This window comes from Ekhidna sp. (genome assembly GCF_039940915.1).
GTDB lineage: Bacteria > Bacteroidota > Bacteroidia > Cytophagales > Cyclobacteriaceae > Ekhidna.
In genome coordinates this window covers 586,298-612,290 of the sequence record NZ_JBDVFO010000003.1, presented here as the reverse complement: position 1 = coordinate 612,290, position 25,993 = coordinate 586,298, and the positions used below count along the sequence as shown (strand labels likewise).

Annotated in this window: 22 protein-coding genes; 10 read left to right on the top strand and 12 right to left on the bottom strand. The window is 40.8% G+C overall.

From position 1 onward, the window contains the following. The first annotated feature begins 220 nt into the window (after positions 1-220). The 6 genes from ABJF57_RS17730 to ABJF57_RS17705 all read left to right on the top strand — a co-directional run bounded on the left by ABJF57_RS17730 (position 221) and on the right by ABJF57_RS17705 (position 5,665). Positions 221-937 carry a DUF2927 domain-containing protein gene (locus tag ABJF57_RS17730; RefSeq protein ID WP_462232678.1) on the top strand — a complete coding sequence of 239 codons (717 nt, stop codon included), beginning with the start codon at positions 221-223 and terminating at the stop codon, positions 935-937. A 60-nt stretch (positions 938-997) separates the two neighbouring features. Further along, positions 998-1,789 carry a cation transporter gene (locus tag ABJF57_RS17725; RefSeq protein WP_462232677.1) on the top strand — a complete coding sequence of 264 codons (792 nt, stop codon included), beginning with the start codon at positions 998-1,000 and terminating at the stop codon, positions 1,787-1,789. A gap of 56 nt (positions 1,790-1,845) precedes the next feature. Further along, entirely contained in the window at positions 1,846-2,178 is a 333-nt protein-coding gene (locus ABJF57_RS17720) for a hypothetical protein (RefSeq protein ID WP_462232676.1), read from the top strand. Positions 2,179-2,286: 108 nt separating this feature from the next. Continuing rightward, the gene (locus ABJF57_RS17715; protein ID WP_462232675.1) at positions 2,287-4,137 is read left to right on the top strand and encodes a PLP-dependent aminotransferase family protein; all 1,851 of its coding nucleotides are present in this window, start codon (positions 2,287-2,289) and stop codon (positions 4,135-4,137) included. Positions 4,138-4,208: 71 nt separating this feature from the next. After that, positions 4,209-4,841: a CPBP family glutamic-type intramembrane protease gene (locus ABJF57_RS17710; RefSeq protein ID WP_462232674.1), complete on the top strand. Its 633-nt coding sequence runs from the start codon at positions 4,209-4,211 to the stop codon at positions 4,839-4,841. 104 nt (positions 4,842-4,945) lie between these two features. Then, the gene (locus ABJF57_RS17705) at positions 4,946-5,665 is read left to right on the top strand and encodes a DUF547 domain-containing protein (RefSeq protein WP_462232673.1); all 720 of its coding nucleotides are present in this window, start codon (positions 4,946-4,948) and stop codon (positions 5,663-5,665) included. A gap of 211 nt (positions 5,666-5,876) precedes the next feature. Here ABJF57_RS17705 and ABJF57_RS17700 read toward each other — a convergent pair whose 3' ends face one another. The 11 genes from ABJF57_RS17700 to ABJF57_RS17650 all read right to left on the bottom strand — a co-directional run bounded on the left by ABJF57_RS17700 (position 5,877) and on the right by ABJF57_RS17650 (position 17,282). After that, positions 5,877-6,431: a porin family protein gene (locus ABJF57_RS17700; RefSeq protein WP_462232672.1), complete on the bottom strand. Its 555-nt coding sequence runs from the start codon at positions 6,429-6,431 to the stop codon at positions 5,877-5,879. A gap of 105 nt (positions 6,432-6,536) precedes the next feature. Further along, positions 6,537-7,148 (bottom strand): NADH:ubiquinone reductase (Na(+)-transporting) subunit E, encoded by a 612-nt coding sequence (nqrE, locus tag ABJF57_RS17695; RefSeq protein ID WP_462232671.1) that lies wholly within the window; start codon positions 7,146-7,148, stop codon positions 6,537-6,539. Between the two features lie 99 nt (positions 7,149-7,247). Then, positions 7,248-7,961 carry an NADH:ubiquinone reductase (Na(+)-transporting) subunit D gene (locus ABJF57_RS17690; protein WP_462232670.1) on the bottom strand — a complete coding sequence of 238 codons (714 nt, stop codon included), beginning with the start codon at positions 7,959-7,961 and terminating at the stop codon, positions 7,248-7,250. Between the two features lie 3 nt (positions 7,962-7,964). Next, positions 7,965-8,705: an NADH:ubiquinone reductase (Na(+)-transporting) subunit C gene (gene nqrC, locus ABJF57_RS17685; RefSeq protein WP_462232669.1), complete on the bottom strand. Its 741-nt coding sequence runs from the start codon at positions 8,703-8,705 to the stop codon at positions 7,965-7,967. Beyond that, positions 8,692-9,882, bottom strand: a complete 1,191-nt coding sequence (locus ABJF57_RS17680) for an NADH:ubiquinone reductase (Na(+)-transporting) subunit B (protein ID WP_462232668.1) — start codon at positions 9,880-9,882, stop codon at positions 8,692-8,694. Before ABJF57_RS17680 ends, nqrC begins: the two co-directional genes overlap by 14 nt. A gap of 6 nt (positions 9,883-9,888) precedes the next feature. After that, entirely contained in the window at positions 9,889-11,247 is a 1,359-nt protein-coding gene (locus tag ABJF57_RS17675; protein ID WP_462232667.1) for a Na(+)-translocating NADH-quinone reductase subunit A, read from the bottom strand. A 140-nt stretch (positions 11,248-11,387) separates the two neighbouring features. Next, positions 11,388-12,278: a 4-hydroxy-3-methylbut-2-enyl diphosphate reductase gene (locus ABJF57_RS17670; RefSeq protein ID WP_462232666.1), complete on the bottom strand. Its 891-nt coding sequence runs from the start codon at positions 12,276-12,278 to the stop codon at positions 11,388-11,390. Further along, a complete protein-coding gene (gene cmk, locus ABJF57_RS17665) occupies positions 12,268-12,930 on the bottom strand; it encodes a (d)CMP kinase (RefSeq protein ID WP_462232665.1) in 663 nt (220 codons plus the stop codon). The genes ABJF57_RS17670 and cmk overlap by 11 nt, the downstream gene beginning before the upstream one ends. Before the next feature lie 148 nt (positions 12,931-13,078). Beyond that, positions 13,079-13,957, bottom strand: coding sequence for an ACP S-malonyltransferase (gene fabD / locus ABJF57_RS17660; RefSeq protein WP_462232664.1), 879 nt, complete (start codon positions 13,955-13,957; stop codon positions 13,079-13,081). 38 nt (positions 13,958-13,995) lie between these two features. Then, positions 13,996-14,412, bottom strand: coding sequence for a thiol-disulfide oxidoreductase DCC family protein (locus ABJF57_RS17655; RefSeq protein ID WP_462232663.1), 417 nt, complete (start codon positions 14,410-14,412; stop codon positions 13,996-13,998). After that, positions 14,391-17,282, bottom strand: coding sequence for a T9SS type B sorting domain-containing protein (locus ABJF57_RS17650; RefSeq protein WP_462232662.1), 2,892 nt, complete (start codon positions 17,280-17,282; stop codon positions 14,391-14,393). The genes ABJF57_RS17655 and ABJF57_RS17650 overlap by 22 nt, the downstream gene beginning before the upstream one ends. 222 nt (positions 17,283-17,504) lie before the next feature. Between ABJF57_RS17650 and ABJF57_RS17645 the strand changes: the two genes are divergently transcribed. From ABJF57_RS17645 to ABJF57_RS17630, 4 genes are all read left to right on the top strand, one after another. Then, a complete protein-coding gene (locus ABJF57_RS17645; RefSeq protein ID WP_462232661.1) occupies positions 17,505-18,173 on the top strand; it encodes a succinate dehydrogenase cytochrome b subunit in 669 nt (222 codons plus the stop codon). A 12-nt stretch (positions 18,174-18,185) separates the two neighbouring features. After that, positions 18,186-20,195, top strand: a complete 2,010-nt coding sequence (locus ABJF57_RS17640) for a fumarate reductase/succinate dehydrogenase flavoprotein subunit (RefSeq protein ID WP_462232660.1) — start codon at positions 18,186-18,188, stop codon at positions 20,193-20,195. 21 nt (positions 20,196-20,216) lie between these two features. Continuing rightward, entirely contained in the window at positions 20,217-20,960 is a 744-nt protein-coding gene (locus tag ABJF57_RS17635) for a succinate dehydrogenase/fumarate reductase iron-sulfur subunit (RefSeq protein WP_462233166.1), read from the top strand. A gap of 171 nt (positions 20,961-21,131) precedes the next feature. Beyond that, positions 21,132-23,534 (top strand): ABC transporter permease, encoded by a 2,403-nt coding sequence (locus ABJF57_RS17630; RefSeq protein WP_462232659.1) that lies wholly within the window; start codon positions 21,132-21,134, stop codon positions 23,532-23,534. Positions 23,535-23,572: 38 nt separating this feature from the next. Here the strand turns inward: ABJF57_RS17630 and ABJF57_RS17625 are convergent, their stop codons facing one another. Beyond that, a complete protein-coding gene (locus ABJF57_RS17625; RefSeq protein ID WP_462232658.1) occupies positions 23,573-25,951 on the bottom strand; it encodes an ABC transporter permease in 2,379 nt (792 codons plus the stop codon). Positions 25,952-25,993 lie beyond the last annotated feature (42 nt).

Genomic DNA, 25,993 nt, shown 5'->3' with positions numbered 1-25,993 from the left:
TGATTTAGGGTATCTGCGATTACCAATGTTAATATTAAAACCTTAACATAAATGATCACAAATGTTCGTGTCGCGGATGTCAGGCATTCCCAAGAGTAAGTCTGCTCCTCTAGACATCCTTTCTTATAATTGTAACTGGATCTAGCCGCTAGCTTAGTATCATCGCAAGGCATGAATGTGTAGTGGACATATCAGACATTGACATTAAAAGGGAAAGACAATGAAAAAGAGTGTACTAGTTCTATTATCAATAAGTTTTTTTTTAGTATCCTGTTCCAAAGATGATGAGGCGTCAGTTAACCTTAGCACGTATGACTTAAGCGTCATCGATTACTTCAAAGAAGTGGCATTGGGATTTGAATTTGGCAATGCAACCAGGGTTACAAGGCGCTGGAAAAATGACATGAACGTATTTGTTGGTGGGAGTCCCACACCTGAACTTCTGACAGAATTGGATGTAATAATCAGCGAGATTAATGAATTGTCCACCACCGATTTTCAAATTGAACTCGTGAGTGACACACTTCAGTCCAACTACTATATCTATTTCGGTTCCGGGGATTCTTATGCTGAAATATTTCCATCATTGTCAAATCTTATTTCATCCAATTTTGGTTTATTCAGCGTTTTTTGGAATGGGTCAAACCAGCTATTTACAGGATATATGTACGTTGACATTTTCAGAGCTAATGAAACTGAGCAAAAACATCTGCTGAGAGAGGAATTAACCCAATCATTGGGCTTAGCTAGAGATTCACATTTATATTCGGAAAGCATTTTCCAGCAGAGTTTCTCAACTAAGGTTACAGAATATGCTCAAATTGATAAAGATCTAATCAGACTACTCTATCATCCACAAATGGGAATCGGGTTCAATGAGAGTCAAACAGATGGTATCTTGCGACGCATATTATCAGCTGAAAAGTTTGTGAATTAATCCTTGATTCCACTTTAGTAAGGCTTCATGCAGACAGTTCCAGTTGGAAGTAAGTAGTAAATGGAGAAGACAATATTCGAAATTCCAAAAATGGACTGTCCCTCGGAGGAGAGTTTGATTCGAACCAACTTAGATGGGATATCCAGCATTGCCAATCTGGACTTTGATATTCCCAATCGGAGATTAACGGTATTCCATAGAGGTCAACTAGATCAAATCGAACGATCCGTCTTCGAACTGAATTTAGGCGGGCATAAATTGTCTACTGAAAAAACTCATCAAGTTGAATTTGAAGAAAACACCAACCAAAAAAGGCTACTTTGGACTGTCCTGATCATCAATTTTGTTTTTTTTCTAATCGAAATAACAACAGGGTTGATTTCAAAATCAATGGGTTTGGTTGCAGACAGTTTAGATATGTTGGCTGACTCATTTGTTTATGGTATCAGTCTTTTCGCAGTAGGGGGGACAATTATAAGGAAGAAACGAATTGCCAAGCTGGCAGGATACTTTCAGATAGTCTTAGCAATTATCGGGTTTGCAGAAGTACTTAGACGGTTTCTCGGAGCAGAGCAGCTACCAAACTTCACAACCATGATTGTCATCTCAATCTTTGCCCTACTCGCCAATGGGATTTGTCTCTATGTGCTCCAACAGTCGAAAAGCAAAGAAGAGGCACATATGAAGGCAACCATGATATTTACTTCCAATGATGTAATCATTAATTTAGGAGTAATTGCGGCTGGAATCTTGGTGAACTGGCTAGACTCGAACAAACCGGATTTGATCATTGGAACCATTGTGTTTCTTTTGATCATTCAAGGTGCAAGGCGCATTCTAAAACTTGGATAATAACGAAAGCCTAGCGGCTTGCACTATCTGGACTTGGCAATAAAGAACAACTCAAAATGTGGGATACAAATACGATTTGGTTTGAAATTTCGATAGTTAGTAGCTCCATCGCATTGGGACATATTCTTTTGGGTCACTTTGAAGAGCGAACACCTAAAATAAGAAAGCTCATTAAATATGTAGTGGCTCTCATTCTTGTCATCAGTCTATCTCATTTCTTTGGACAAAAAATCGCATTAATCACATATGGTCTTTTATACCTGCCGGTCTTATGGATACACCTTGTTGTTCTGCCAAGAAAAGGCATCAATGGTTGGACTGGGAAACCTAAAGCCAAATATTATGAATTAAGAAATTGGGATAAGGCTATTTTCAAAGATGACGGATGAAATACAGACTGGATTTAGTCAGCTTATCCCACGCGACAAAACGCCTTAACTCTCCGAAAAAAAATACAATTAATATATAATTTCGGCCTTTCGAAAAAGGTGAACAATATGAGAGAAGATAAAATACTGAATTACATCAAGGAGGTATTAGATAATATGCCATCTGACTGGCTTAATCTAACGACTCATAGATTGGATATCTATGATGAGTCATTAGCTAAAACTCAATTCCTAGATCAGTTTGAGCATTTATTCAGCGCCGGCAATGCCCAACCCCACGCACTCAGCGAATTACCTACAGCTTACGATTATATTCGCCTGGGTCATCCTTTGTCCTGTATCCTAGAATGGAGTATTGCTCACATAAATAGCCTGAAATCAGAAAACGTAATCAGTTTTTCTTCTCAAACCATTCCGATTTTAGCCATTCTAAGAAAGAACTTGTTTGAGAAAAAAAACACCCTTCTCGCTTATACCGATGATCTACCCGCCGACTTTGACATAGAAGTAGTACGAAACGTTTATGGGTATGGATGTGAATTAGAAAAGATTGAAAGCCAAGAGGGAATTCCTCCATTTGATGGGAGTATTATCTTCTTTTCACAGAAAGATACAATTGGCGCGACCAGACTTGCACCTGCTATCGACTTTTATATTAACAGCTATGCTCATCTTGGAAGCGTCGTTTCCGTCAATGGCGAGCTAAATGAAAAGTACATCTCCGAAATTCAGCATGTAAGAAGGCGAGAAACCATTGCCATGACGCCAGCCAATTGCCTGTCTGCTTTAAAACTACTAACAGGACAGTCTGCTTTAAGCAACAGCACAGGTGATATTGCGATTGATAAAAAATTGGTTTTAGATTCAGTCAAGAGCATTACTGATGTAGACATTGATGCATTGGTTGGCTCTAGTGGACTTTCTGTTCAATACGCGATAATGATGGGGCTCACTCAAGATGCGTTGGAAAATCATGAGGGGAAGGCGATCAAAGTTGTGGTTCCCCCAAACTGCTATGGTGGCACAAATGATCAAGCCAGAAGAGTTGCTGCCTGCATCGATCATGTGGAAGTAGTGGATCTACCTGTAGATGATGGTAATGACATGGCTAAAAGTATTGACACCATTTTGGATGACATTGCCGCCGAAGATGCCGTCCCTTACATCATTGCCGAAATCCCTACCAACCCCAGAGTTGAAGTTCCAGATCTGATTCAATTGAAAGAGGTCTTAACTCGAGAACGAAAAACTGCAACTGATCATGTTGCCATTGATCCAGTATTTATTCTAGATCAAACATTTTGTCCAAATGTGCACTTTCTAGGTAAAGACGCAACGCTATCATCCGTCAGAGCTATATCCTATGTAAGCGGATCCAAATTCCCAAGTGGTGGACTGTGTACTGCTGGCTATTGCGTAGGAAACGAGAAAGCCAAGGCATTGATGGGAAAAATCGGATTACATCTTAGACTTTGTGATAACGAAGCTACCGATCTGCAAATGGAGATACTAGCTAAGCAATTACCATCTATGAATCAAAGAATAAGTGCTGCCTATAAGCATACTCGGGAATTTGTAAACTTCATCAGCGATAAACTTCCAGAGGCGAAAATTAATTTTGTTTCTGAAAGTTTGGCCCAACAAGGATTTACCCCATCCGTTTTTTCGCTGGATCTTCCTACCAAGGGAAATACCGCTGAAGAAAGAGAAGCTTATAAGAGAGCATTGAATCATCAACTGATTAATTCAATGATCACCCAAATTCCACATGAAAGTAAGTATTGTGTGAGTTATGGACAATTAAAAGGGTGCTACTGGACGATCCCTGCAACATCTACTCAAGGCACAACCAAGGAGGGCGATAAAGACTACATTGCTCGCGTAGCACTTTCAGCACATATGGATCTTGAACGGCACAAAAAGGTTTTTTCTGATTTTGTTCACTCGATTACTGACTAAATCCCATACACCTTATGATCTTTTTGCGTTAATCAATTTTTAATGCCTCATTTACGATACGCTTACACTTTATGCACCGCAGGAAGTATCAAAAATTCGAAATAGTTTCCGTCATTATCACTGTCTTAGGCAAGTTTCTCTTTTATGACATACTTGATCAGCGCCTACTATTCATTCTCATTCTTTTTGCCTTTTGGGGGACCTACATATATACACGAATCAAACAAAACCCAACCATAACCAAAGAGTGGGGTTTTAGAAGAGATAATTTCACAGAAGTGCTAAAAAAAGTACTCCCGTTTGGGATATCGGCCATAATTGCATGTCTGATTATCGGGAGTGTTCAACATACGCTAAACGTTCATTGGCACATCATACCGATTCTAATCCTCTACCCTCTTTTCGGTACCCTTCAGCAATTCCTGCTCATGTCACTGGTAGCCGGAAATATGCAAGAACTAAAAAATCTTAAAAGCACTACCATCATTATCGTCACCTCGGCACTATTTGGAGCGCTTCACTATCCTTACACCTGGCTGATGATTGGGACGTTTATTTTATCGATATTCTATACTTACATCCACCTTAGGCAACGAAATCTTTTCGTTCTTGGGATATTTCATGGTTGGCTGGGTGCCATATTTTATTATACAGTTGTTAATAAAGATCCATTTTTGGAGGTTTTCAGCCCTTTATTAAATTAATTTTCCCTTCATGATGTCTGGTGAAATACATTTCACATCATAATGTATGCAGGCCATCTAACAAATTTTCCCTGCACCGTTTTATTTCTATATTGCTAACAGGTATGAGAAAGTTTTTATTCATTTTAGGTACAGCATGTTCGATTTGTTCTTTCGGACAATCCCGCGATACTACCACAATATTTAACAAATTCAATAGCTTCCTTTTAGACGAGGTTGTATTCGGCCTGGTGGACTATGAAAAGCTGAAAACGAATCCTGGGCGATTGAATGCACTCGTAAATGCAATCGCCAACTACAACCCGAAAGATTCTACGCAAGATCATCAAACTGCCTTTTATATCAATGCTTATAACATTCTTGTAATAAAACAGATCACAGACAACTACCCAATCAACAGCCCAATGGACGTCAAGGGTTTTTTTAAGGTGAAAACGTTCAAGGTAGCGGGCGAAGCGATCACCCTCGATGGTATCGAATTCACGCGACTTATAGGACCAACAAAAGACCCCAGAATACATTTTGCTTTGGGCTGTGGTGCAAGGAGTTGTCCCTTTTTGTATGATAACGCCTTCTATCCAGATAAACTTCAAGAACAGCTAAAGTTTAGAGCATCACTGATTATCGATCGTCCAAACTACGTCTATGTAGATGAGCAAAACAAAAAGGTAACGCTCAATAAAATCTTCGATTGGTATAGTGACCAATTCAATGAAGCTGCAGGATCCTTGCTTCAATATGTAAATCTGTACAGGTTTTATAAAGTCCCAACTGACTACAAAGTTGAATTTCAAGAATACGACTGGACGCTAAATGATCGTTGAAATAAGGGTTTAGGATTCCTGGATGTTTATCTAAGAAACCTAACCTTGAGTAACCGAAAGCAAATATTGATTGTCATTGGAGGCATAGTGCTAGCTTTCATCCTCGTTCTATCTAATATCAGGAACCGAGAAGAATCGGATGTAATTCCTGCTTCACAAAAAAAGCCGAAGCAAAATGCTCCGGCTCTCTTCGATAGTTTTCTTTAAACGTCTATTTTCCTAGCTTGAATAAACTGTAGCCTATTGAAAGTTGAAAAGTTTTGTTTTTCACTTCGCTACCAATGCCATCATTAAGGTCAGATAAACCCAATACGTATCTGGCTGAAACTTGTAATCCAAATGGAGCATCCCATCCTGCACCTAGAGCTGCTGAAAGGTCTGAATTCTTTAGTCCATTCTTCAAGTCTGTTCCATCTTCGTCTTCTGCATTTAACAGAACTCCAAACTGAGGTCCAGCCTGGAGATTTAAACCTGCAGGTAAATAAAATTTTAACATCACAGGTATGTTCACATAGTCCAGGTTTACTTCACCTCCACCGCTGAAGCTAGAACCTTGCTTTGAGAACAATACTTCTGGCTGTACTCCAAGGTTGGCAAACTTAAATAAGCCATAAGCACCAGCGTGCAACGCTGTAATAGACTCAGACCCTGAAATATTGGTGTTTGCAAAGTTTGCCCCTGCTTTGATTCCTACAGATACAGATGCCTGACTAAACGCCACGACTGAGATAAATGCAAGAGAAAGAGTTAGTAAAGTCTTTTTCATAATGTTTTTTTTGTTTTGTATTAGTAAAATAAAAGGTGCTAGACACCTAAAGAAAAGACATAAAAAAAGGGTGAAAGACACCCTTTTTTGTTGAATATAAAGATTTTAAAGAGCTACGCCAATAAATGACTTGAAAGCTAAGCCCATGAGGCCGGTGATAAGCATGGTAATGCCCAATCCTTTCAGACCGTCAGGTACATGTGAGTATTTGAGTCTTTCACGGATGGCTGCTAGTGCGATGATGGCAAGAAAGAAACCTGTACCTGAACCAAAGCCAAAGGCTGTAGCTTCTACGATTGTATAGTCTCTTTGAACCATGAAAAGTGATGATCCTAAAATTGAGCAGTTTACCGCAATCAATGGCAAGAATATACCGAGTGAGCCGTAAAGAGATGGTGAGAATTTCTCAATGACCATCTCAACAAGCTGTACCATTGCCGCAATTACCGCAATGAATATGATGAACTGAAGAAATGTAAGGTCAATGCTCGTAAAGTCAGCTCCCAACCAGGCTAGCGCACCTTCTTTCAATACCTTTTCCTGAATCAGCCAGTTAATTGGAACTGTAATCGTAAGAACAAAGATTACGGCCATTCCTAATCCAACGGCTGTTTTTACCTTCTTTGACACGGCCAAAAAGGAACACATACCTAGAAAGTATGTAAAGATCATATTATCAATGAAAATCGCTTTAATAGCTATATTAATTGCTTCCATATTCTTGTCTTTCTCTGAGCAACTTTCAGGTCACTCTTTTTGATACTAATTATTTAGATATCTGTTTTATTTTCATTCAATGCACCCGAAGGCGCTAGGTTAGTGCTCTACGTAACCGTTTTTACTTCTTTGAATCCAAATGATCATTCCCAGAAGAATGAATGCTCCAATGGAATCAACCATCAAACCATTGGTTTGAAGTGTGGTTCCTAAGAGTCCTCCTAATGATCCGTACACATCAAACTCAAGTGGCGTACCTATGAATACCGTACCTCCACCCAGTAATTCTCTGAAAAAGGCCACAACTAGAATAATCCATGCATAACCAAAACCACTACCAAATCCATCTAAGATGGAATCATATGGTTTATTTGCCATTGCAAATGCTTCCAGACGACCCATCACAATACAATTTGTAATGATTAGTCCAACATAAGCTCCTAAGATTTTATACATGTCGTAGCTATACGCTTTCAACACTTCACTCACCAGTGTTACCAAAGTTGCGATGATTGCAAGCTGTACGATAATTCTGATTCTGTTTGGTATGATCTTCCGCATTACCGAGGTAATGAGGTTTGAAAATACGATAACAAAGATTACCGCAATAGACATGATCATTGTCGGCTTGAACTGAACAGTTACAGCCAAAGCTGAACAAATACCCAAAACTTGTACCGTAATGGGATTATCCTCATTGAGAGGATCTGATACAATTCGCTTTCTTCTTTTTGAGAATAAGGGCTCTGCAGGCTCTTTTGTTTTTAATGCTACAGCTGCTTCTTCTGACACTTCTGCTACTTCAGTACTCATATTTTAGCTGTTTTGAGATTTAGTTTTTTCGATAAATGCGGAATAGCATTCCAGGTATTTTTCCAGCATGGCATTGAGTCCTTTTGCTGTCATGGTAGCACCTGACATTCCATCAACTTCGTGATCACCAAGACCTGTATTTCCTTCACCTTTCACCATGGTGATGCTCATAAGTTCACCTTGTGCATTGTATATCTGCTTACCGATGTATCGATTCTGCACTTTTGGCTCAGTAATTCTTGCCCCCAGACCTGGTGTTTCACTCTTATGATCGAATGCGATCCCCTTAATGGTATTTAGATTTCCTTCAAGCGCGATGTAGCTGGAAACCCAATCCCAAAGGCCTGATCCAAACGTTGGAAAAATATAAGATTCAATCGCTCCAGAGTCATCCAAAAATATGAAAACAGGGTAATTGCGATCTTCAGGATCCAACTTTGAATTTTTCTGAATATTTACCTTTTCAGCTATAATTGGATTTCCTTTAGCATCAGTCGTGACTTCATCTCCATTGATATCGACAACTATTGATTTTACTTTTTCGCCATAGATTCTAAGAATCTCATTGGGATCTTCGATGGTTGAGATATCCATCACAGCTCCAAGAATTTTCTTCTTGGTATCCAATTCCACTTGCTTGTCTTGCAATGGCTTCAGCCCTACTGAGGTAAGGGAAAGTGCACCTCCAAATACCACGGTAAGACCAATGGCAAATAGAATCACATATAAATTAGACTGTCGCACGTTTTAATCTTCGTTTTTTGTTTGCTTCTACAACATAAAAATCAATAAGTGGGGCGAACACGTTCATGAACAAGATCGCCAACATAATACCTTCCGGATATGCCGGGTTTACAACCCGAATCAATACCGTAATCACTCCGATAAGGAATCCGTAGATCCATTTTCCTGTTTCTGTGTGCGAGGCACTTACCGGATCAGTAGCCATAAACACAGCTCCAAAGGCAAGCCCACCGATTACTAAGTGATAGTAAGCTGGCATTTCCATGAAACTATTTCCTCCTGTAAGGTTGAACAAGCCGCCCATTGCCAATGTTCCAAGCACTACGCTCAGCATGATCTTCCAGCTACCTACGCCAGTGGCAATGAGAATAAATGCTCCGATCAAACACATGATCACAGATGTTTCTCCAATACTTCCTGGGATGATTCCTACAAACAGGTTCCAGAAATCAAACATTCCTGCATACCAATGCCCTGATACTGCTTGCATCATATCGGTTCCATTGGCGGCAGCCTCTGCGCCATAGGCCAAAATCGTTGCCCCTGAAAATCCGTCTACTGGGGTTTTGTCACCCAAATATGTCCAAACATCTCCTGATATCTGAGAAGGGTATGCAAAGTATAAGAATACACGAGCCGTAAGTGCCACATTGAGAATATTCATTCCTGTACCACCAAATACTTCCTTACCAATAACCACTGCAAAAACTGTGGCCATGGCCACTTGCCAAAGTGGAATTGTTGCAGGCATGATCAATGGAATCAACATTCCGGTAACCAAAAAACCCTCCTCTATGGGACGGTTGTAGATCACGCAAAAAATGAATTCAGTCAAAAGGCCCACTCCATATGATACCACGATGATTGGCACAACCTTCAGGATGCCTATCCAGAATTTGTCAAGAATTGAAGCTTCTACACCAGTAGCTATGAAATGTTGGTGACCCACGTTCCACATTCCGAAGATCAGGCATGGAATCATGGCGATGATTACGGTAAACATCAATCGCTTGAGGTCCGTGGCATCCTTGATTTGGGCTCCTTTCTTCCCAGTGATGATATCCGGTGCAAAAAAGATTGTCCGGTGTCCCTCATAGATGGTGTGGAACTTCTCGAATTTGCCTCCCTTTTCAAAAAGTGGCTTTATCTGATCGAATTTGTTCTGCAAAAATTTCATTCCTGCTTATCCTTCTTTAATTAATTCAATTCCTTCTCTAAGTATTTCTTGAAGAGGGTTTTTAGAAATATCAATAAACTCACATAGCGCTACATCCTCCTCTACCACTTCATAAATACCCAAAGCTTCCATGTCATCGTAATCTTCCGCCATGATCGCTTTGAATAGGTACGTCGGTAGAATATCCATCGGCATCACTTCTTCAAATGCTCCGGATATCACGAAATTTCTCTCTTCACCATGCGTATTAGTATCTACTTCAAATTCTTTGTCTTTTCCATTGAGGAAAGTCAACATTCCGAATGCCTTATGGAAACTGAGCTTCTTTTTACTTGGCAAAATCCAGCCAAGGAATTCTTCATACTTTCCTTCTGGGATTACGGTAACTTGATTCTGGTAATATCCAAGGTAGCCCTCAGCTCCAACTCCTTCACCAGAGAGCACATTGCCTGAGATGAATCGATTGTCTTCTCCTTCTACTTCAAGCTTATTCAAGCACGCACCTGCATATAACTTCGCATAGCCTCTTTCCTTCATTTGTGAACCTGTGAGTGCTACCAATCTGGAAGTATCATAAACACCCTCGATGAACAGCTTACCAATCATCGCTACTCCAATCGGGTTCAATGTCCAAATAATATCTCCTTTTGCAATAGGGTCAATGTGATGGATTTGAACTCCTACATTGCCCGCAGGATGCGGACCACTTATTTTATTTAGTTGAACATTCTTGGTGTTTGAGAAAAGTTGCGAAACCTCTTCTGCCCCATCAACATTCAGATGAATGATACCAGAGGTAAACTTCTTTAGTACATCTATACCAGCTTGAAAAAATTGTTCCTGTCCTTGAAGGACATATGAATAATCGGGTGCTAATGGACTACTATCAAATGCTGAAATAAAAACTGCCTTTGGGCTATCGTCCGGATTTGCAACACATCCATAAGGCCTTTGGATGATATTCACCCATCCGCCGGACTGCTTCAACTGCTCAAGTGCGTCTTCTTTCGAAAGACCATCAATTTCTGAAGCAGAATAGGTTTTGAATTTTTCAAATTCAATCTGCTTGTCGGCTAAGATTTTTACTTCAAGTACTTTTCTTTTTTCGCCTCTTTTGATTTCCACAATCTCTCCACTTACTGGTGAAGTATAAAGGATATCTTCTACATTTCTTTCGAAGAAAACAGGCGTTCCGGCTTTTACATTATCACCTTCCTTCACAACAAGTTTGGGTCGGCTTAGGCCACTAAAATCGGTTGGTTTTAGCGCGAATGTGTCCGGCTGAGTGACTTCAATTGTTTTATTTTCTGCCTTTCCGGCTAGGTTTATGTTAAAACCTTTTTTCAGCTTAATTGTCTGAGACATATTTCTTACTTGGGAGAACGTCTAAAAAACGAGGCAAACTTAATCAATATCAGATTTAACCCCCGTCAAAATTCCAATAAAATAGTGTATTCGTTGGCTCTAGGAAAAGAAACTAATTTTTTAGCAATTGGTTTGATAAATTAAACGGTTACAGGCTCATTATTTCTAAGGAAGCTGGCTACTTGCTCCATCAACCAAGTTGGAGTCGATGTTGCTCCACAAATCCCAATTGAATCATTTGATTGTATCCAAGACAGGTCAATCTCCTTCTCGCTTTCTACAAAGTAACTTCTGGGATTGAATGAAAGACAAACATTATATAGGGCTTTGCCATTGGAGCTCTTCCTACCGGCAACAAATATGATTACATCATGCTTTTGTGAAAATTTCTCCATGTGTGGCTCTCTATTCGACACTTGTCTGCAAATACTATCGTTGGCATTGAAATCATCAGCTACGGAAAGAGTCCCCTTATTTTCAATGCGTTTTTCTATCTCTTCTTTCATGAAATAGAAACCCTTGGTGCTTTTGGTGGTTTGCGAGTAGAGTGTCACTGGTCTTGAAAAATCTATTTTCTCCAGATCATCTATATCAGTGATTATTATGGCTTCATTAGACGTCTGACCTGTAAGGCCAATGACCTCAGCGTGTCCTGGTTTGCCATATATTACAAGCTGCCCATCTTTACTTTTTACCAGATCATAAGCATTTTTCACTCTGTTTTGAAGCTTTAGGACAACTGGGCATGATGCATCAACAAGCTCTATGTTGTTTTCAATAGCGATCTGATAGGTTTCTGGTGGTTCTCCGTGAGCTCTGATCAGAACTTTGCAATCCTTCAAGTCTTTGAGCTCTTCTCTGGTAATTGTTCGGAGTCCCCTATTGTAAAGTCTTTCCACTTCCATTGAGTTATGGACAATATCCCCTAAACAATATAATTCTTGTCCTTCCGCCATCTCATCTTCGGCCATCTGAATGGCAAATTCTACTCCAAAACAGTAACCGGAATTTTCGTCTATTTCAACTTGCATAAATTATGGATTCTGCTAATGCAACAATTTTATCAATCTGCTGATTCAAAGTTAGATGAGATGTATCAATCTCTTTTGCATCACTCGCCTTTGTCAGTGGACTATCCTCTCGTGTACTATCAAGCAGGTCACGCTCCTCCAAATTTTTCCTAATGGTTTGGATTGACTCATGAATTCCTTTTTTCTCTAGCTCTCTTCTTCTTCTTTCTGCCCGGATATCGACATCAGCGGTCATAAATATCTTCAAGTCTGCTTCAGGAAAGACAACCGTACCAATATCCCTACCATCCATCACCACACTTCTCTCTTCGCCCATTTTTCGCTGTTGTTCAACGAGTTTGGATCGAACCTCCGATATGGCACTCACAGCGCTCACATTTTCATTCACCTCCATCGTCCGGATTTCGTGATCAACATTGACACCATTTAAGAGTATGGAACTTCCCTCAAATGCTATTGAACATTTCCTCAAACTCTCATCAAGGTACTTTTCCTTGTTGAAGTCAACCTTATTCTTTAAAAAAAAATATGTAACAGCTCTATACATAGCACCGCTATCGATATATGTATAACCCAAGCGAGAGGCTACTTGTTTGGCCGTAGAGCTTTTTCCAGTACCTGAGTATCCATCAATGGCGATAACTATATTCATCTACAATCTTTTATGGGACAAGGTATTGGTTTACCTTTTTTTATCTTCTTTTTATTTTTTTGGTGGGAAGAAGAGGGCCTCTTGCGGCAACCTTCAGAACCAATGATAATTGCTCCAAAAAATAGAATCAATATGATCCTTGAGAATCTCACGAAATACCTGAAACAATCATTTCCCTATCTACTTTCTTTACAAGACCTTGTAATACTTTGCCCGGCCCACATTCAGTAAAGCTTGATGCTCCATCAGTGATCATATTTTGTACACATTGTGTCCATCTCACAGGAGATGTTAGCTGAAGAACAAGATTCTTCTTGATGCTATCTACTTCTGAATACCCTTTCGCATCTACATTTTGATACACCGGGCATTTTGGACTACTGAAGGTTGTGTTTTGAATCGCTTCTGCTAATTCTTCTCGTGCTGGCTCCATCAAAGGAGAGTGAAAAGCTCCTCCAACTGGAAGTACCAAGGCTCTTTTAGCGCCAGCTTCTTTCAACTTTTCACATGCTGCGTTTATTGCCGCCACTTCCCCACTAATTACCAGCTGTCCCGGGCAATTATAATTTGCGGCTACTACTACTCCATCGGTCTCTGAACATACTTGCTCTACGATTGAATCTTCTAAGCCTAGTACAGCTGCCATCGTAGATTCCTGCATCTCACATGCTTTTTGCATTGCCTTGGCTCTCTTGGAAACCAACGAAAGGCCATCCTCAAAGCTTAGTGTTCCATTTGCTACAAGTGCAGAAAATTCTCCCAAAGAATGCCCAGCAACCATATCAGGCTCAAAATCATCGGATGTAAGTGCTGCGACAACACTGTGTATGAAGACGGCAGGCTGAGTCACTTTGGTTTGCTTCAACTCTGCATCTGACCCTGAAAACATGATGTTTTTAATATCAAATCCAAGAATATCATTGGACTGATCGATTAATTTTTTCGCTGATGAATGGTTTTCGTAAAGTTCTTTGCCCATTCCTGAAAACTGGGCCCCCTGTCCAGGGAAAACGTATGCTTTGCTCATAGGTTAATTTTTATAGCATGCAAAAGTAGGCAATCAAATCAATCAATAAATCGACTTTTAAGTTCCGGTGACGGAATCATGCAAATATCTTTCTTTCCAAACCATTTGTACCTGTTTTTGGCTACAATATCATATATCCAATCCCGTACAAAACGTGGAACAATCATAAACAGGTACATCATTGGCCAGAGGCCGGAAAGGCTTTTGGCTACCGTGAGAGCTGCACTGCTCTTGGTAATTATTTTATCCTTAGATATGAGTACTATACTTTGAAGTGCATCAGAATCCGAAAGACTTTCAGGTAATACTTCTTTTGCATAGCTCGACTGCAGTGAAGCAAAAAGAAATTGATCCTTTTTGTCTCGATCAATCACAAACTGAACGGAAGTATTGCAAAGATTACATACTCCGTCAAAAAGGATGACAGGTTTTGCTATCGGATGATTTGAACCCATCCATTAATAACTTCTATTCGATCTTCAGGGTTCAGTGCGGAATAGGTTACTTCAGCAGAATAGTAATAAATGCCAGCTGGCAGTTCATTGCTCCCATCTCGAACTACTCCGTCTACTTGTGTTCCATCCGGAAATTCAACGCCATTTGGCACGTAGGTGCCGCCTTTGAGCGAACCATCCCACTCAATAAATATACTTTCTTCAGGTTCTGACGAATCATGGCTAAAGATTTCGGTGCCTGCTCTGTTGTAAACTTTAAAAACGACCCGTTCTACAAATCGAGGACAATCTCCCGGTGTTTGCATTGGCATGAATGAATCATTCTTGCCATCTCCGTTTGGAGTAAACACGTTTGGCAAAACATAGCGCGGACAATTGTCATTGCAAATCACTTCACTTATCATGCTTTCGTTTCCAGATCGATCAACTGATGTGACGTAATAACAAAAGGCCAGCGTATTTAAGTCATTGTGAAAAAATTCGGTGTCTTGGGTTTCTTCTAATAGTGTGAAGTCACCATCCTCGCCATTGCTTGATGAATAAATCCTGAAAAATTGAATGTCGTTATCACAGGCAATATCCAGATCAAAATTCCAGGAAAAGGCATTTACAAGACCAACACCGGCACTACCTGCTCGTGTCTGACAAGCCGCTTGAACTTCGCAACTCAGGCTAGAATTAAATGTTATAGATATGGGTGCACATGGAGGAATCGTATCATTGGGCTGAGCACAAATAATCTGAGAATTGTTAATTAAAGGCTCTGGTAGAATGTCATTCCCATACGAACCATTGGTGGTAACAAAATAGCAATACTCAATTTCTTCATCCAATGTTATGCCATTGAATCTCCCATCATCTAAATAGGACAATCCTTCCAGGGTAACATCAACTGAATCGATTAACTGAATTGCACTCAAGTCTCCACTTGAGACATTGTCTCGATAAATGTAGTGATAAGGAAATGCCTGCACCGTATTTGACCATGGCACATTTGCTTCCCAATTGATTCTTATGGCTCCTATAAGCGGGACAGGTTCCAATCTTACAGACGATGCCTGTTGGGAAGTATCTATCGCCTGATCTGTATTATCATAGAGTACAATCTTATACGAATAAGATAGATTCTCCGTATTCAGTCCAGCATCCATAAAAGTGGTGTCGGTTGAAGGCGCTCTTACAGAAGTAAATGTTCCACCCGAACTCTGACCTTCCTTACGCAATACTTCATAGGTATACGTTGGCGGAAATGCACTTGCATCTATTTCATATGGAGGTGTCCACCTAACCTCTATTTCTCCGTCAGTCGCTCCCGTAGACTTTATGTCCACATTTGTGATTGTTGGAACATCGACCACCAGGCTATCACATGCCTCCGCTGACGCAATACTCTCTCCTCCTGATGGTAATGGAAAAGTAGCCACCAGTCTGTAGCAGTATTTAGACCCTGGCGAAAGCCCCAAGCTGTTATTATCATCTAGAAAAGAAGTCTCAGAAATATTGAGAGTTTCTACTAGTTCATAGCCAGAGTTTTCTGGTATCCCCGGATTACATGTTGGATCTATATCAAACTCTCCAACCCTCCTCCAAACTTGTATTGAGTCTGCATTTGTGCAAGCATAGTCATCCCAATTGAGTTGTATCCTTCTTCCGGGCTGGGTATCTGCAATTAATCCTGTTGGAGCGGGACCTACTACCGTAATACGCCAAGTTTCAAAATTTACCTGTCCGGGAGGATTAGCTATCCCTGGAATAGTGGGTGAATCTGTTGCTTTGAACTGAACCTCATACGGTGCAATTCGGACTTGTCCACAATCAGTTGTCCATTGAAAATCCAATACCGCCGGAGGGCCTTGAAATGTAGCTGGATCCGGAGAAAAAGTTGCTCCCGGGCTTATTTCGAACGGACCTCCAAAGGCTTCAATTTTCACAGGGTCGCCATCTGGGTCTGTTCCTGTAATGATACCTGTGATTGTTTCTCCAGCAACGACACATGTATCCTCTGGTATTTCAAGTTCGGGTGGATCATTGTCATAATTCCAAATGATGATCTGCATATCCCGTGTGACAAAGCCAAGTCGCACAAGTTGTCCATTAATCCTTCTCCATTCTTCTACGACAAAAGCCACATTAAATTCTCTATTTTCCTGATCGGGAATGGTTGCTCCTCCAGGTGCATCCCAAACCAACGTACCGTTCAGAGGATCAATTGTTAAGGTTGGGCGTGCATCTTTTGTCTGATTGCCCGCTTCAAAATCATCATAAAATTCTGAATTAATCAATGATCGATAGCCATTCACAATTAGACCTTCGTCTTGCTTAGGTGTGGTGAAGTAATATGAAAGGCTGTCACCATCCGGATCGAATGCTCCGGGGTTGTGCTCGAATATTCCACCTACTACCCCTTGATCTATTGGAGGGACCGTAAAAAATGGGGTACTATTTACAATTAATGGATCTACAACTATTAATGTTTCTACATAAAAAGAAGTGCTTATTGAGCCAGAGATATTTTGAATATCCGCGTTTCTGAAATCCTCTTTATAGCTAACCAGGTAATTGGAGCCTCCAGCATACGTATAGCGCAAAGTAAACCTCCATCGCTCTACTCCATTACCCAACAATTCTCTATCCTCTGACCATGGAATGACTTCTTCTGGGTCGTCCCCATAGAAATTCCCATCTCCAAAGTCAAATATTCCCTGACCAAATGGAACGCCTTCTACATCACGGTATCCAAAAAAAGTGAATTCATAGGTAAGGCCTGATACACGCCTTGCGATAACCTCTCCCGCACGAATGTGTGTGGCTTTAGATGTAATAGCCACTATTGAGAAGATGCAAACGAACAAATACTTAATATACCGCATATTGGTAAGTTATAACTTTGTAAAACTAAATGCTTTTGATACACAACGAACAAATACCGAACAAGAATTGTGCTGCATTGGTTATCTTTTTAAACAATATAAATGTTTTGTTACCTAGCTGTCAAGGATATTATTATTTAGAACGAGTCAAAAAAGAAAATTAGATTGCCAGACTAGCTTTGAGAAATTACCTTTGATGAAAATCCAATAACCCTATTATAAATGAGCAAGCAACTTTTTTCAGGCAGTATCGGCAGGAAATTCGCTATGGCACTTTCTGCGCTTTTCCTGATCATATTTCTATTGCAGCATTTCACAATAAATTTCACTTCGGTGTTTAGTGAAAAAGCTTTTAACGAGCTTTCCCATTTTATGGGGACTAATGCCATCATTCAATTTGTGATGCAGCCAATTCTCATGCTAGGAGTGACTTTTCACTTCATCATGGGATTTGTATTGGAAATTAAGAATCGAAATTCAAGAGAGATAAAATACGCAAAGAACAATGGAGCGGCGAATTCTTCCTGGATGTCCCGAAACATGATTTGGAGTGGGCTATTCATACTTTTGTTTCTTCTTTTCCATTTTTACGACTTCTGGATTCCTGAAATGAACTATAAGTACATAGAGGTAAAGCCTGAAAACCCAGATCGTTACTATGATGAAGTCGTGCACATGTTTACAAATCCTGGCCGAGTGGTTGTATACTGTCTTTCATTCGTGTTTCTTGCTTTGCATTTAATGCATGGTTTTCAATCTGCTTTCCAATCGATGGGAGCACGTCACGATAAATACACTCCGGCCATCCTGAAAATTGGTCGTGCTTATGCGATCTTGATTCCGATAGGCTTCATTTTTATCGCTGTTTTTCATTACGTCAATTCCCTTTAAGAAATAAGAGGCATGTCAACATTAGATTCTAAAATACCTGAAGGTCCAATAGCTGAAAAGTGGACCAATCATAAAAACAACATCAAATTGGTTAACCCTGCCAACAAACGATCCATAGATGTGATCGTTGTAGGAACGGGGTTGGCTGGAGGATCAGCTGCAGCAACTCTTGCTGAGCTTGGTTACAACGTTAAAGCATTTTGTTATCAAGATTCACCGAGACGCGCACACTCAATTGCGGCTCAAGGTGGCATCAATGCGGCCAAAAATTATCAAGGTGATGGTGATTCTACCTACCGCCTTTTCTACGATACTGTAAAAGGTGGGGATTATCGATCCAGAGAAGCTAATGTATACAGGCTTGCAGAAGTGTCTGCTAATATTATTGATCAGTGTGTGGCTCAAGGCGTACCATTCGCAAGAGATTATGGTGGCTTGCTAGACAATAGGTCTTTTGGTGGTGTTCAAGTTTCAAGAACCTTTTATGCGAAAGGACAGACTGGACAGCAGCTTCTTCTTGGAGCCTATTCTGCCATGTCACGTCAGATAGGAAAAGGGAAAATCACCATGTACAACCGTCATGAAATGATGGATCTAGTAATGGTCGATGGAAAAGCTAGAGGAATCATTGCAAGAAATCTGGTTACTGGAGAACTAGAAAGACATTCTGCACATGCCGTAGTGGTTGGATCAGGCGGGTATGGCAATGTCTTCTTTCTATCTACCAATGCAATGGGATCGAATGTTTCTGCTGGATGGAAAATACACAAGAAGGGTGCCTACTTTGCTAATCCTTGTTTTACACAGATTCACCCTACTTGCATCCCCCAGCACGGTGATCAGCAATCCAAATTGACTTTGATGTCGGAGTCCTTGAGAAACGATGGTCGAATTTGGGTACCCGCTAAAAAAGAAGATGCGGAGGCCATCAGAGCTGGTAAGATGAAGCCAACAGATCTGAAAGAAGAAGATAGAGATTATTACCTGGAAAGAAGGTATCCTTCATTTGGCAACCTTGTGCCAAGAGATGTGGCCTCACGAGCTGCAAAAGAACGTTGTGATGCGGGTTTCGGTGTAGGAACGAACGAAACCGGTGAAGCAGTTTATCTTGACTTCAGCGCTGCAATCATGCGATATGGGCAGGAAGAAGTAAATGTCAAGGGTATTCATAACGCTACTGAAGCAGATATCAAAAAGCTGGGTACTAAAGTCGTAGAAACCAAATACGGCAACCTTTTCCAGATGTATGAGAAGATTACTGCCGACAATCCCTATGAAACTCCAATGAAGATATATCCGGCCGTTCACTATACCATGGGTGGAGTTTGGGTGGATTATAACTTAATGACGACCATTCAAGGATGCTATGCAATAGGTGAAGCAAACTTCTCTGATCATGGAGCTAATAGATTGGGAGCATCTGCTCTGATGCAAGGATTGGCAGATGGCTACTTTGTGCTTCCATACACTATCGGAGATTATTTAGCCAATGATATCAGAACAGGTGCAATTCCTACCGATTCGCAGGAGTTTGAAGAAGCAGAAAAAAGTGTCCAGGCACAAATTGATTTTTTCATCAATAACAAAGGTTCGCACTCGGTGGACTATTTCCATAAGCGTCTTGGTAAGGTAATGTGGAATAAGGTAGGAATGGCGCGTGATGAAAAAGGTCTGAAAGAAGCTATTGCTGAGATCAAGGAAATTCGTGAGCAATTCTGGAAGGAAGTGAGTGTTCCTGGTTCAGCAGATAGTATAAATCAGGAGCTCGAAAAAGCCGGACGTGTAGCAGACTTTCTTGAATTGGGAGAATTATTTGCGCGGGACGCATTGGAAAGAAAAGAATCCTGCGGAGGGCACTTCCGGGAAGAACATAAAACCGAGGAAGGTGAGGCTATGCGTGATGATAAAAACTTCACCTATGTGGCTGCATGGGAATATACCGGAGAGCCATCGAAAGCTAAGCTTCACAAAGAGGATTTGAAATACGAAAACATAGAACTGAAAACACGTTCTTATAAATAAGATATTATGTCAGCAACAGAATTGAATCTAACACTAAAGGTCTGGAGACAGAAAAGCGATAAGGAAAAGGGTAATATGGAAACGTATCAGGTTTCTGGTATTTCTACTGACAGCTCTTTTCTGGAAATGATGGACATCTTAAATGAGCAACTTGTTGCCGAAGACAAAGAGCCCGTAGCATTCGATCATGACTGCCGTGAGGGTATTTGCGGTACCTGCTCAATGTATATAAACGGTGAAGCTCATGGTCCTGGGAGAGAAATCACCACGTGTCAGCTGCACATGCGCGAATTTAAAAATGGAGAGACAATCTACATTGAACCTTGGAGGGCCAAGGCTTTTCCTGTTATTAAAGACTTGGTGGTAGATAGAAGTGCGTTTGACAGAGTGATGAATGCTGGAGGGTTTGTAAGTGTGAATACTTCTGGAAATACCCAAGATGCAAATGCGATACCTATCAATAAACACGATGCTGATAAAGCATTTGATGCAGCTACTTGCATCGGATGTGGCGCTTGTGTTGCTACCTGTAAAAACGCGTCTGCCATGCTCTTTGTATCCGCGAAAGTGTCGCAACTTGCGCTTCTCCCTCAAGGCAAAGTTGAAGCTAAGGAACGTGTAGAAAATATGGTGAAGCAAATGGACGAAGAAGGGTTCGGGAATTGCTCAAATACAGGAGCATGCGAAGTGGAATGTCCAAAAGGAATATCGCTTGAGAATATCGCGCGTATGAACCGCGAATACTTGAAAAGCGGGATTAGCTAGGAATTAGAAGTTTTTTATTTGAAGTCTGTTCATCGAGCAGACTTTTTTTATGTCCAAATGGCTTTAACATTTTCTTAACACCCCCCATCCTAAGCCAAATCCATCTATGTAACCATCATTGCACTGCTTGAGTATTGTGGGTAGATTAAACTAACCATAATAATCAATACTATGCTCAAGACCTTTATCATCATCGCAATTAGGAGCTTTAAGAAGAACAAGCTTTCTACTTCAATCAATGCATTTGGCCTGATTTTAGGCTTTTCCACATTTGTTATGCTTTCGTTGTTTGTATTCAACGAAATCTCCTACGATAGATGGCATGCAAAATCTGACAGAACCTATCGGTTTACGACAGTAGACGAAGCTTTAGGGGTGACGAGTAATCAAGTAGCTATTTCAAATCCAAGAATGCCTGAAGCTGCTGAATTGGAGATTCCAGAAATTGAAATTGCTTCCAGAATGATGTATGCGGGAGAGCAACGCATGGAAAAAGGGGATCAGGGATATTACTCAGAGTATGCGCTATACGTAGAAAATGATTTCTTCGAAATTTTCGATTTGCCTGTCAGAAATAGAGAAGAAGCACTTGAAAAATTCAATCAGCCGCACAAACTAATCTTAACTGATGCTTACGCTGAGAAAGTTTTCGGCACTGACCAGGAAAGCATAGGACAGGTGTTAACCATCAATGATCAATCGTGGGAGGTGGTTGGTCTCATGGATGATATTACTCAAAATTCTCATCTGGGTTTTGATGCATTATTATCATTGTATCCAGCTCAGTCGGATTCATCTTTCGCTCAGTACATCAACTCCTGGGGTGGTTTAGGAATGCTCGGATATGCTGTTCTAGCGAAAGGCGCAGACGAAGAAGAGGTGGAAAAGAAAATGGCAGATATTGCACTTGCCAATGATGTGAATGACTTTTGGATACCTCAGCTTCAGCCACTTGAAGAGATTCACCTAGGTTCTGCGGGCATCTTATTCGACTACTACCACATCAATAAGGGGGATCAAGTCTATGTGATGGCACTATCAGGTGTTGCTTTGTTCATCCTGCTTATCGCTGCATTTAACTTTGTTAATTTAACGACCGCACAATCGACCACACGAGCTAAAGAAGTAGGGATTAGAAAAGTAGTAGGTAGCTCTAAAGCACTCTTAATTGGTCAGCACATGATTGAATCTATTCTTATGGCTATAGCTGCCATGATACTATCACTGGGATTGGTATTCATCATTACCTCCTACACTGACATAAACCTGGACATAGATTTTCTAACACTTATCAGTAATGAACCGCTGCTGATGGTGGGTTACACATTGCTGGCTATTGTGATTGGCGTACTTGCAGGAGTATACCCTTCTTTCATCCTGTCCAGTATTAAGTCTGTGAACATATTGAGGGGTCGATTTCAGACCAGCTCCAAAGGAATTTGGCTCAGGAAAACCCTGGTGGTCCTACAGTTTGTAGCTGCAATTGGGATGATCTGCACAACATTGATTGTTTCAAAACAAATTGACTACATCAAAAATAAACATTTGGGTTTTGAGAAGGAGCAGGTAATCAACATCAACATTGGTGACCCTGGACTTAACAGTGGGATGGATAGCTATAAGCAACTATTGGATAACAATTCCAATATCACAGCCACAGCATACTCCAACAATATGCCTGGAAGCACATTTGGTCGTACAGGAGTCAATGTGGAAGGAGGCAGTCAGGATGAGCCATGGATTGTGAGCGCTATGTCTATGGATGAACATTACGTTGAAGCCATGGGAATGGAGCTTGCTGCTGGAAGAAATTACGATCCGGAATTTGCATCTGACCAACAAGAATCGATCATTATCAACGAAGCAATGATGGAGTCTCTCGGGTGGGATGAAGCGGTGGGTAAGAACCTCCTATTCGGCAATAATAATACCAGCAGAAAAGTAATAGGCGTGATAAAAGATTTTCACTTTTCAAGTATGAGGCACAAGATTGAACCTTTGATGATTTTTTATAACCCAGGTCCAAATAACACTTTGGTTTTAAAAGTGAGCCCTACAAATATGCGAGGGACTTTGGATTTTCTGGAAGCAGAATGGAACCGTACCTTTCCCAATTATCCTTTTGATTATCAATTCTTTGATCAGGAATTTGACGAAATTTTTGCATCTGATGAACTATTTGCTAATCTGGTAAATGTCTTTACGGGGCTTTCCATCATCATTTCAGCGCTTGGCTTATTCGGTCTTTCATTCTTCATGGTGGAACAGCGTAAAAAAGAAATCGGTGTAAGAAAAGTACTTGGCTCAACGATACGTCAAATCGTGCAGCTTTTGATGAAAGAGTTTGTACTACTCATTATTCTGGCCAATATCATAGCATGGCCCATTGCCTTCTACTTCCTTAAAAACTGGATCAGTGATTTTCAGTATCGCATAGACTTATGGGGAATGGACAATCTCATGGTATACGTTTTTGCAGGATTGGGTGCCCTTATTGTTGCGATGGTAGCAGTCAGCTACAAATCCATCAGTGCAGCATTGTCCAATCCAGTAAATTCCTTACGTGACGAATGAGACTAGATCGAGCGCCTGACAACTCGGGCGCTCTTCATTTATTCATTTCTCAATGCATCTGTCGGATTGATTCTTTCCGTTTGAAATGCCTTCGAGCAAACCACTCCAATCACAATCATGAACGTAGAAAGTGAGATGAGTGCCATGTTGAAAATGTTCAGTGGAATGTGATAGCTGAAGTTGGCCAGCCATTGATCAATCAAATACCAAGTCACGGCAAGTCCAACTACATTAGATACCATCAACAGCTTGAGGTATTTACTGCTTAGTAAAAACAGCGTACCATACAGCCTTATCCCCAGTACTTTTCGAATGGCGATTTCTTTAGTTCGTTCCTTCACAGCGAAACTTAATAGCGCATACATTCCTAAAATTGCGAGCATCACCGCTACACCTGTCAGCAACCCAATCAATTGTGTAGTCTGTTCTTCTACCTTGTAGAGCTCCTCAAATTGGTCATCCGCGAAAGCATACTCAAACGGCACATTGCCCAAAACTTCAGCATGGGCCTCTTTGATGTCATTCAATAGCCGGGTATAGTCGTTACTCGACAGCTTTAATGACAGCATATTATGCCTGGAATCATCCAACACTCTCATCACCATAGGCTCGATATAACTGTGAAGCGATTGATAGTGGAAGTCTTTAACAACACCCTGAATCGGTGCGTTAGACTGACTTCCATGTGCTGCAATCACTTGTCCCAACGGTTCTTCGAATTGTGCTGATTCAACGGCAGCTTCATTTACCAGATAGACGTACGAAGCAGTTTCGATTTGCGCATTGACAGCTTGGATATCGCCCGCTGCTAGTGACACGCCGTAAGTCTCCAGAAAACCCGGCCCTACCTCAATGATGTGCCAGTTGACGTTTTCCTTTTGCCCAGGCCATGAAACCGTCTGATTCCAATTGGGGCTACCAGGTGTAAAACGCGAGGCGCCGGTGCTAATCACTCCTGGAATTTGCTCCAGCTCGCTGGCAAGCGCCTTCATTTTTGTCCTTGACTTTTCATCGAACAATTCGATTGTCAATACTTGCTCTTCATCCAACCCTAGTTCCGTAGTTTGCAGGTAATTCAACTGCTTGTAAATCAGCACTGAAGAAATGATCAATACACTGGACATTACAAATTGAGCAATCAATAGCCCATTCTTAAATCCATTGCCTTTTGATCCCATTTTGATGGCTCCCTTCAAGGCTGTAATCGGATGGAAGGAGATCACAAAAAATGTAATATAGAGTCCAGCAATGAATGCAATAAAAAACACCAATCCCACCAGCATAGACATTAGCAATGGATCAGTAAGATCCAGTGAGCTCTGCGAGCCAACCAAGTTATTGATGAATGGAAGTGCACTTTCCGAGAGCATAATCCCAAACAGAATGGAAACCGTAGAAAGGATGAGACCCTCCACTACAAACTGACCTACAATCTGCTTTCTGCTTGCCCCCATCACTTTTCTAATTCCTACTTCTTTTATGCGTTTGGTAGAGCTGGCTATGGATAGATTCAAGAAATTGATGACTGAGATGATGAAAATCGCCAATGCAATGGACACATAGATGAATAAGTATCTTGTATCATACGAAGCTTTGACATTACCATCGCTTGCTTGAAAGTGGATATCTTCAATTGGCTGTAGGGTTAGTTCCTCAAAACGCATCTCCTGATCATCTCCAAATTCGACAACTGTTGATTTAATTTTGTTGACTACCTCAAAGAAATTGGCTGATGGTGTCAGTTGTACATAGGCGAAGTAATTGAATTGCCCCCAATTGGATGTGAGACTTGTGTAGGCCAACACATCTTCAAGGTTAGAGAAAGGTACGATGTAGTCCATTTCTAGGTGACTATTGACTGGCAAAGGTTTGAATACTCCTTTGATGGTATAGTCAGCATCCCCATTGACAGTCAACACTTCTCCTATCGGATTCACATCCTTGAACAGCTTATTCGCAATGGTTTCAGAAATAAACATGGATTTCTTTGGCACCTCTGAGCTAACCCCACCCTGAATGAATTCAATATCCATCATTTCAAAAATGGCTGGATCAGCCAGGAATACTTGTGGCTCATTGAAGACCACATCGCCGTAGTTTACCGCTACTTTCTTATTGTAAGAGTACTCTGTTAGACGTGCAAATGCTTCAATTTCAGGAATGTCTTTCTTTAGCATAGGTGGTACAGGAGCAGAAACCTTCACCCAGCCTTCGCCGGTCTCCATGTTTCCAACAACTACGCGATGAAGTTGGGATTTTCGGGAATAGTGTGTGTCATAGCTCAACTCGTAATCGACGTGCAGGTAGGCTAGAATGCACGCGCAAATACCGATGGATAGTCCAAGAATGTTGAGAAAAAAGGTGCTTTTACTGTTCCATAAAGCCCTGAAAGAGGTAAGAAATGTATTTTTAAACATTGCGTTAATGGTTGGTATCAATACATAAGAGACCTAACCATT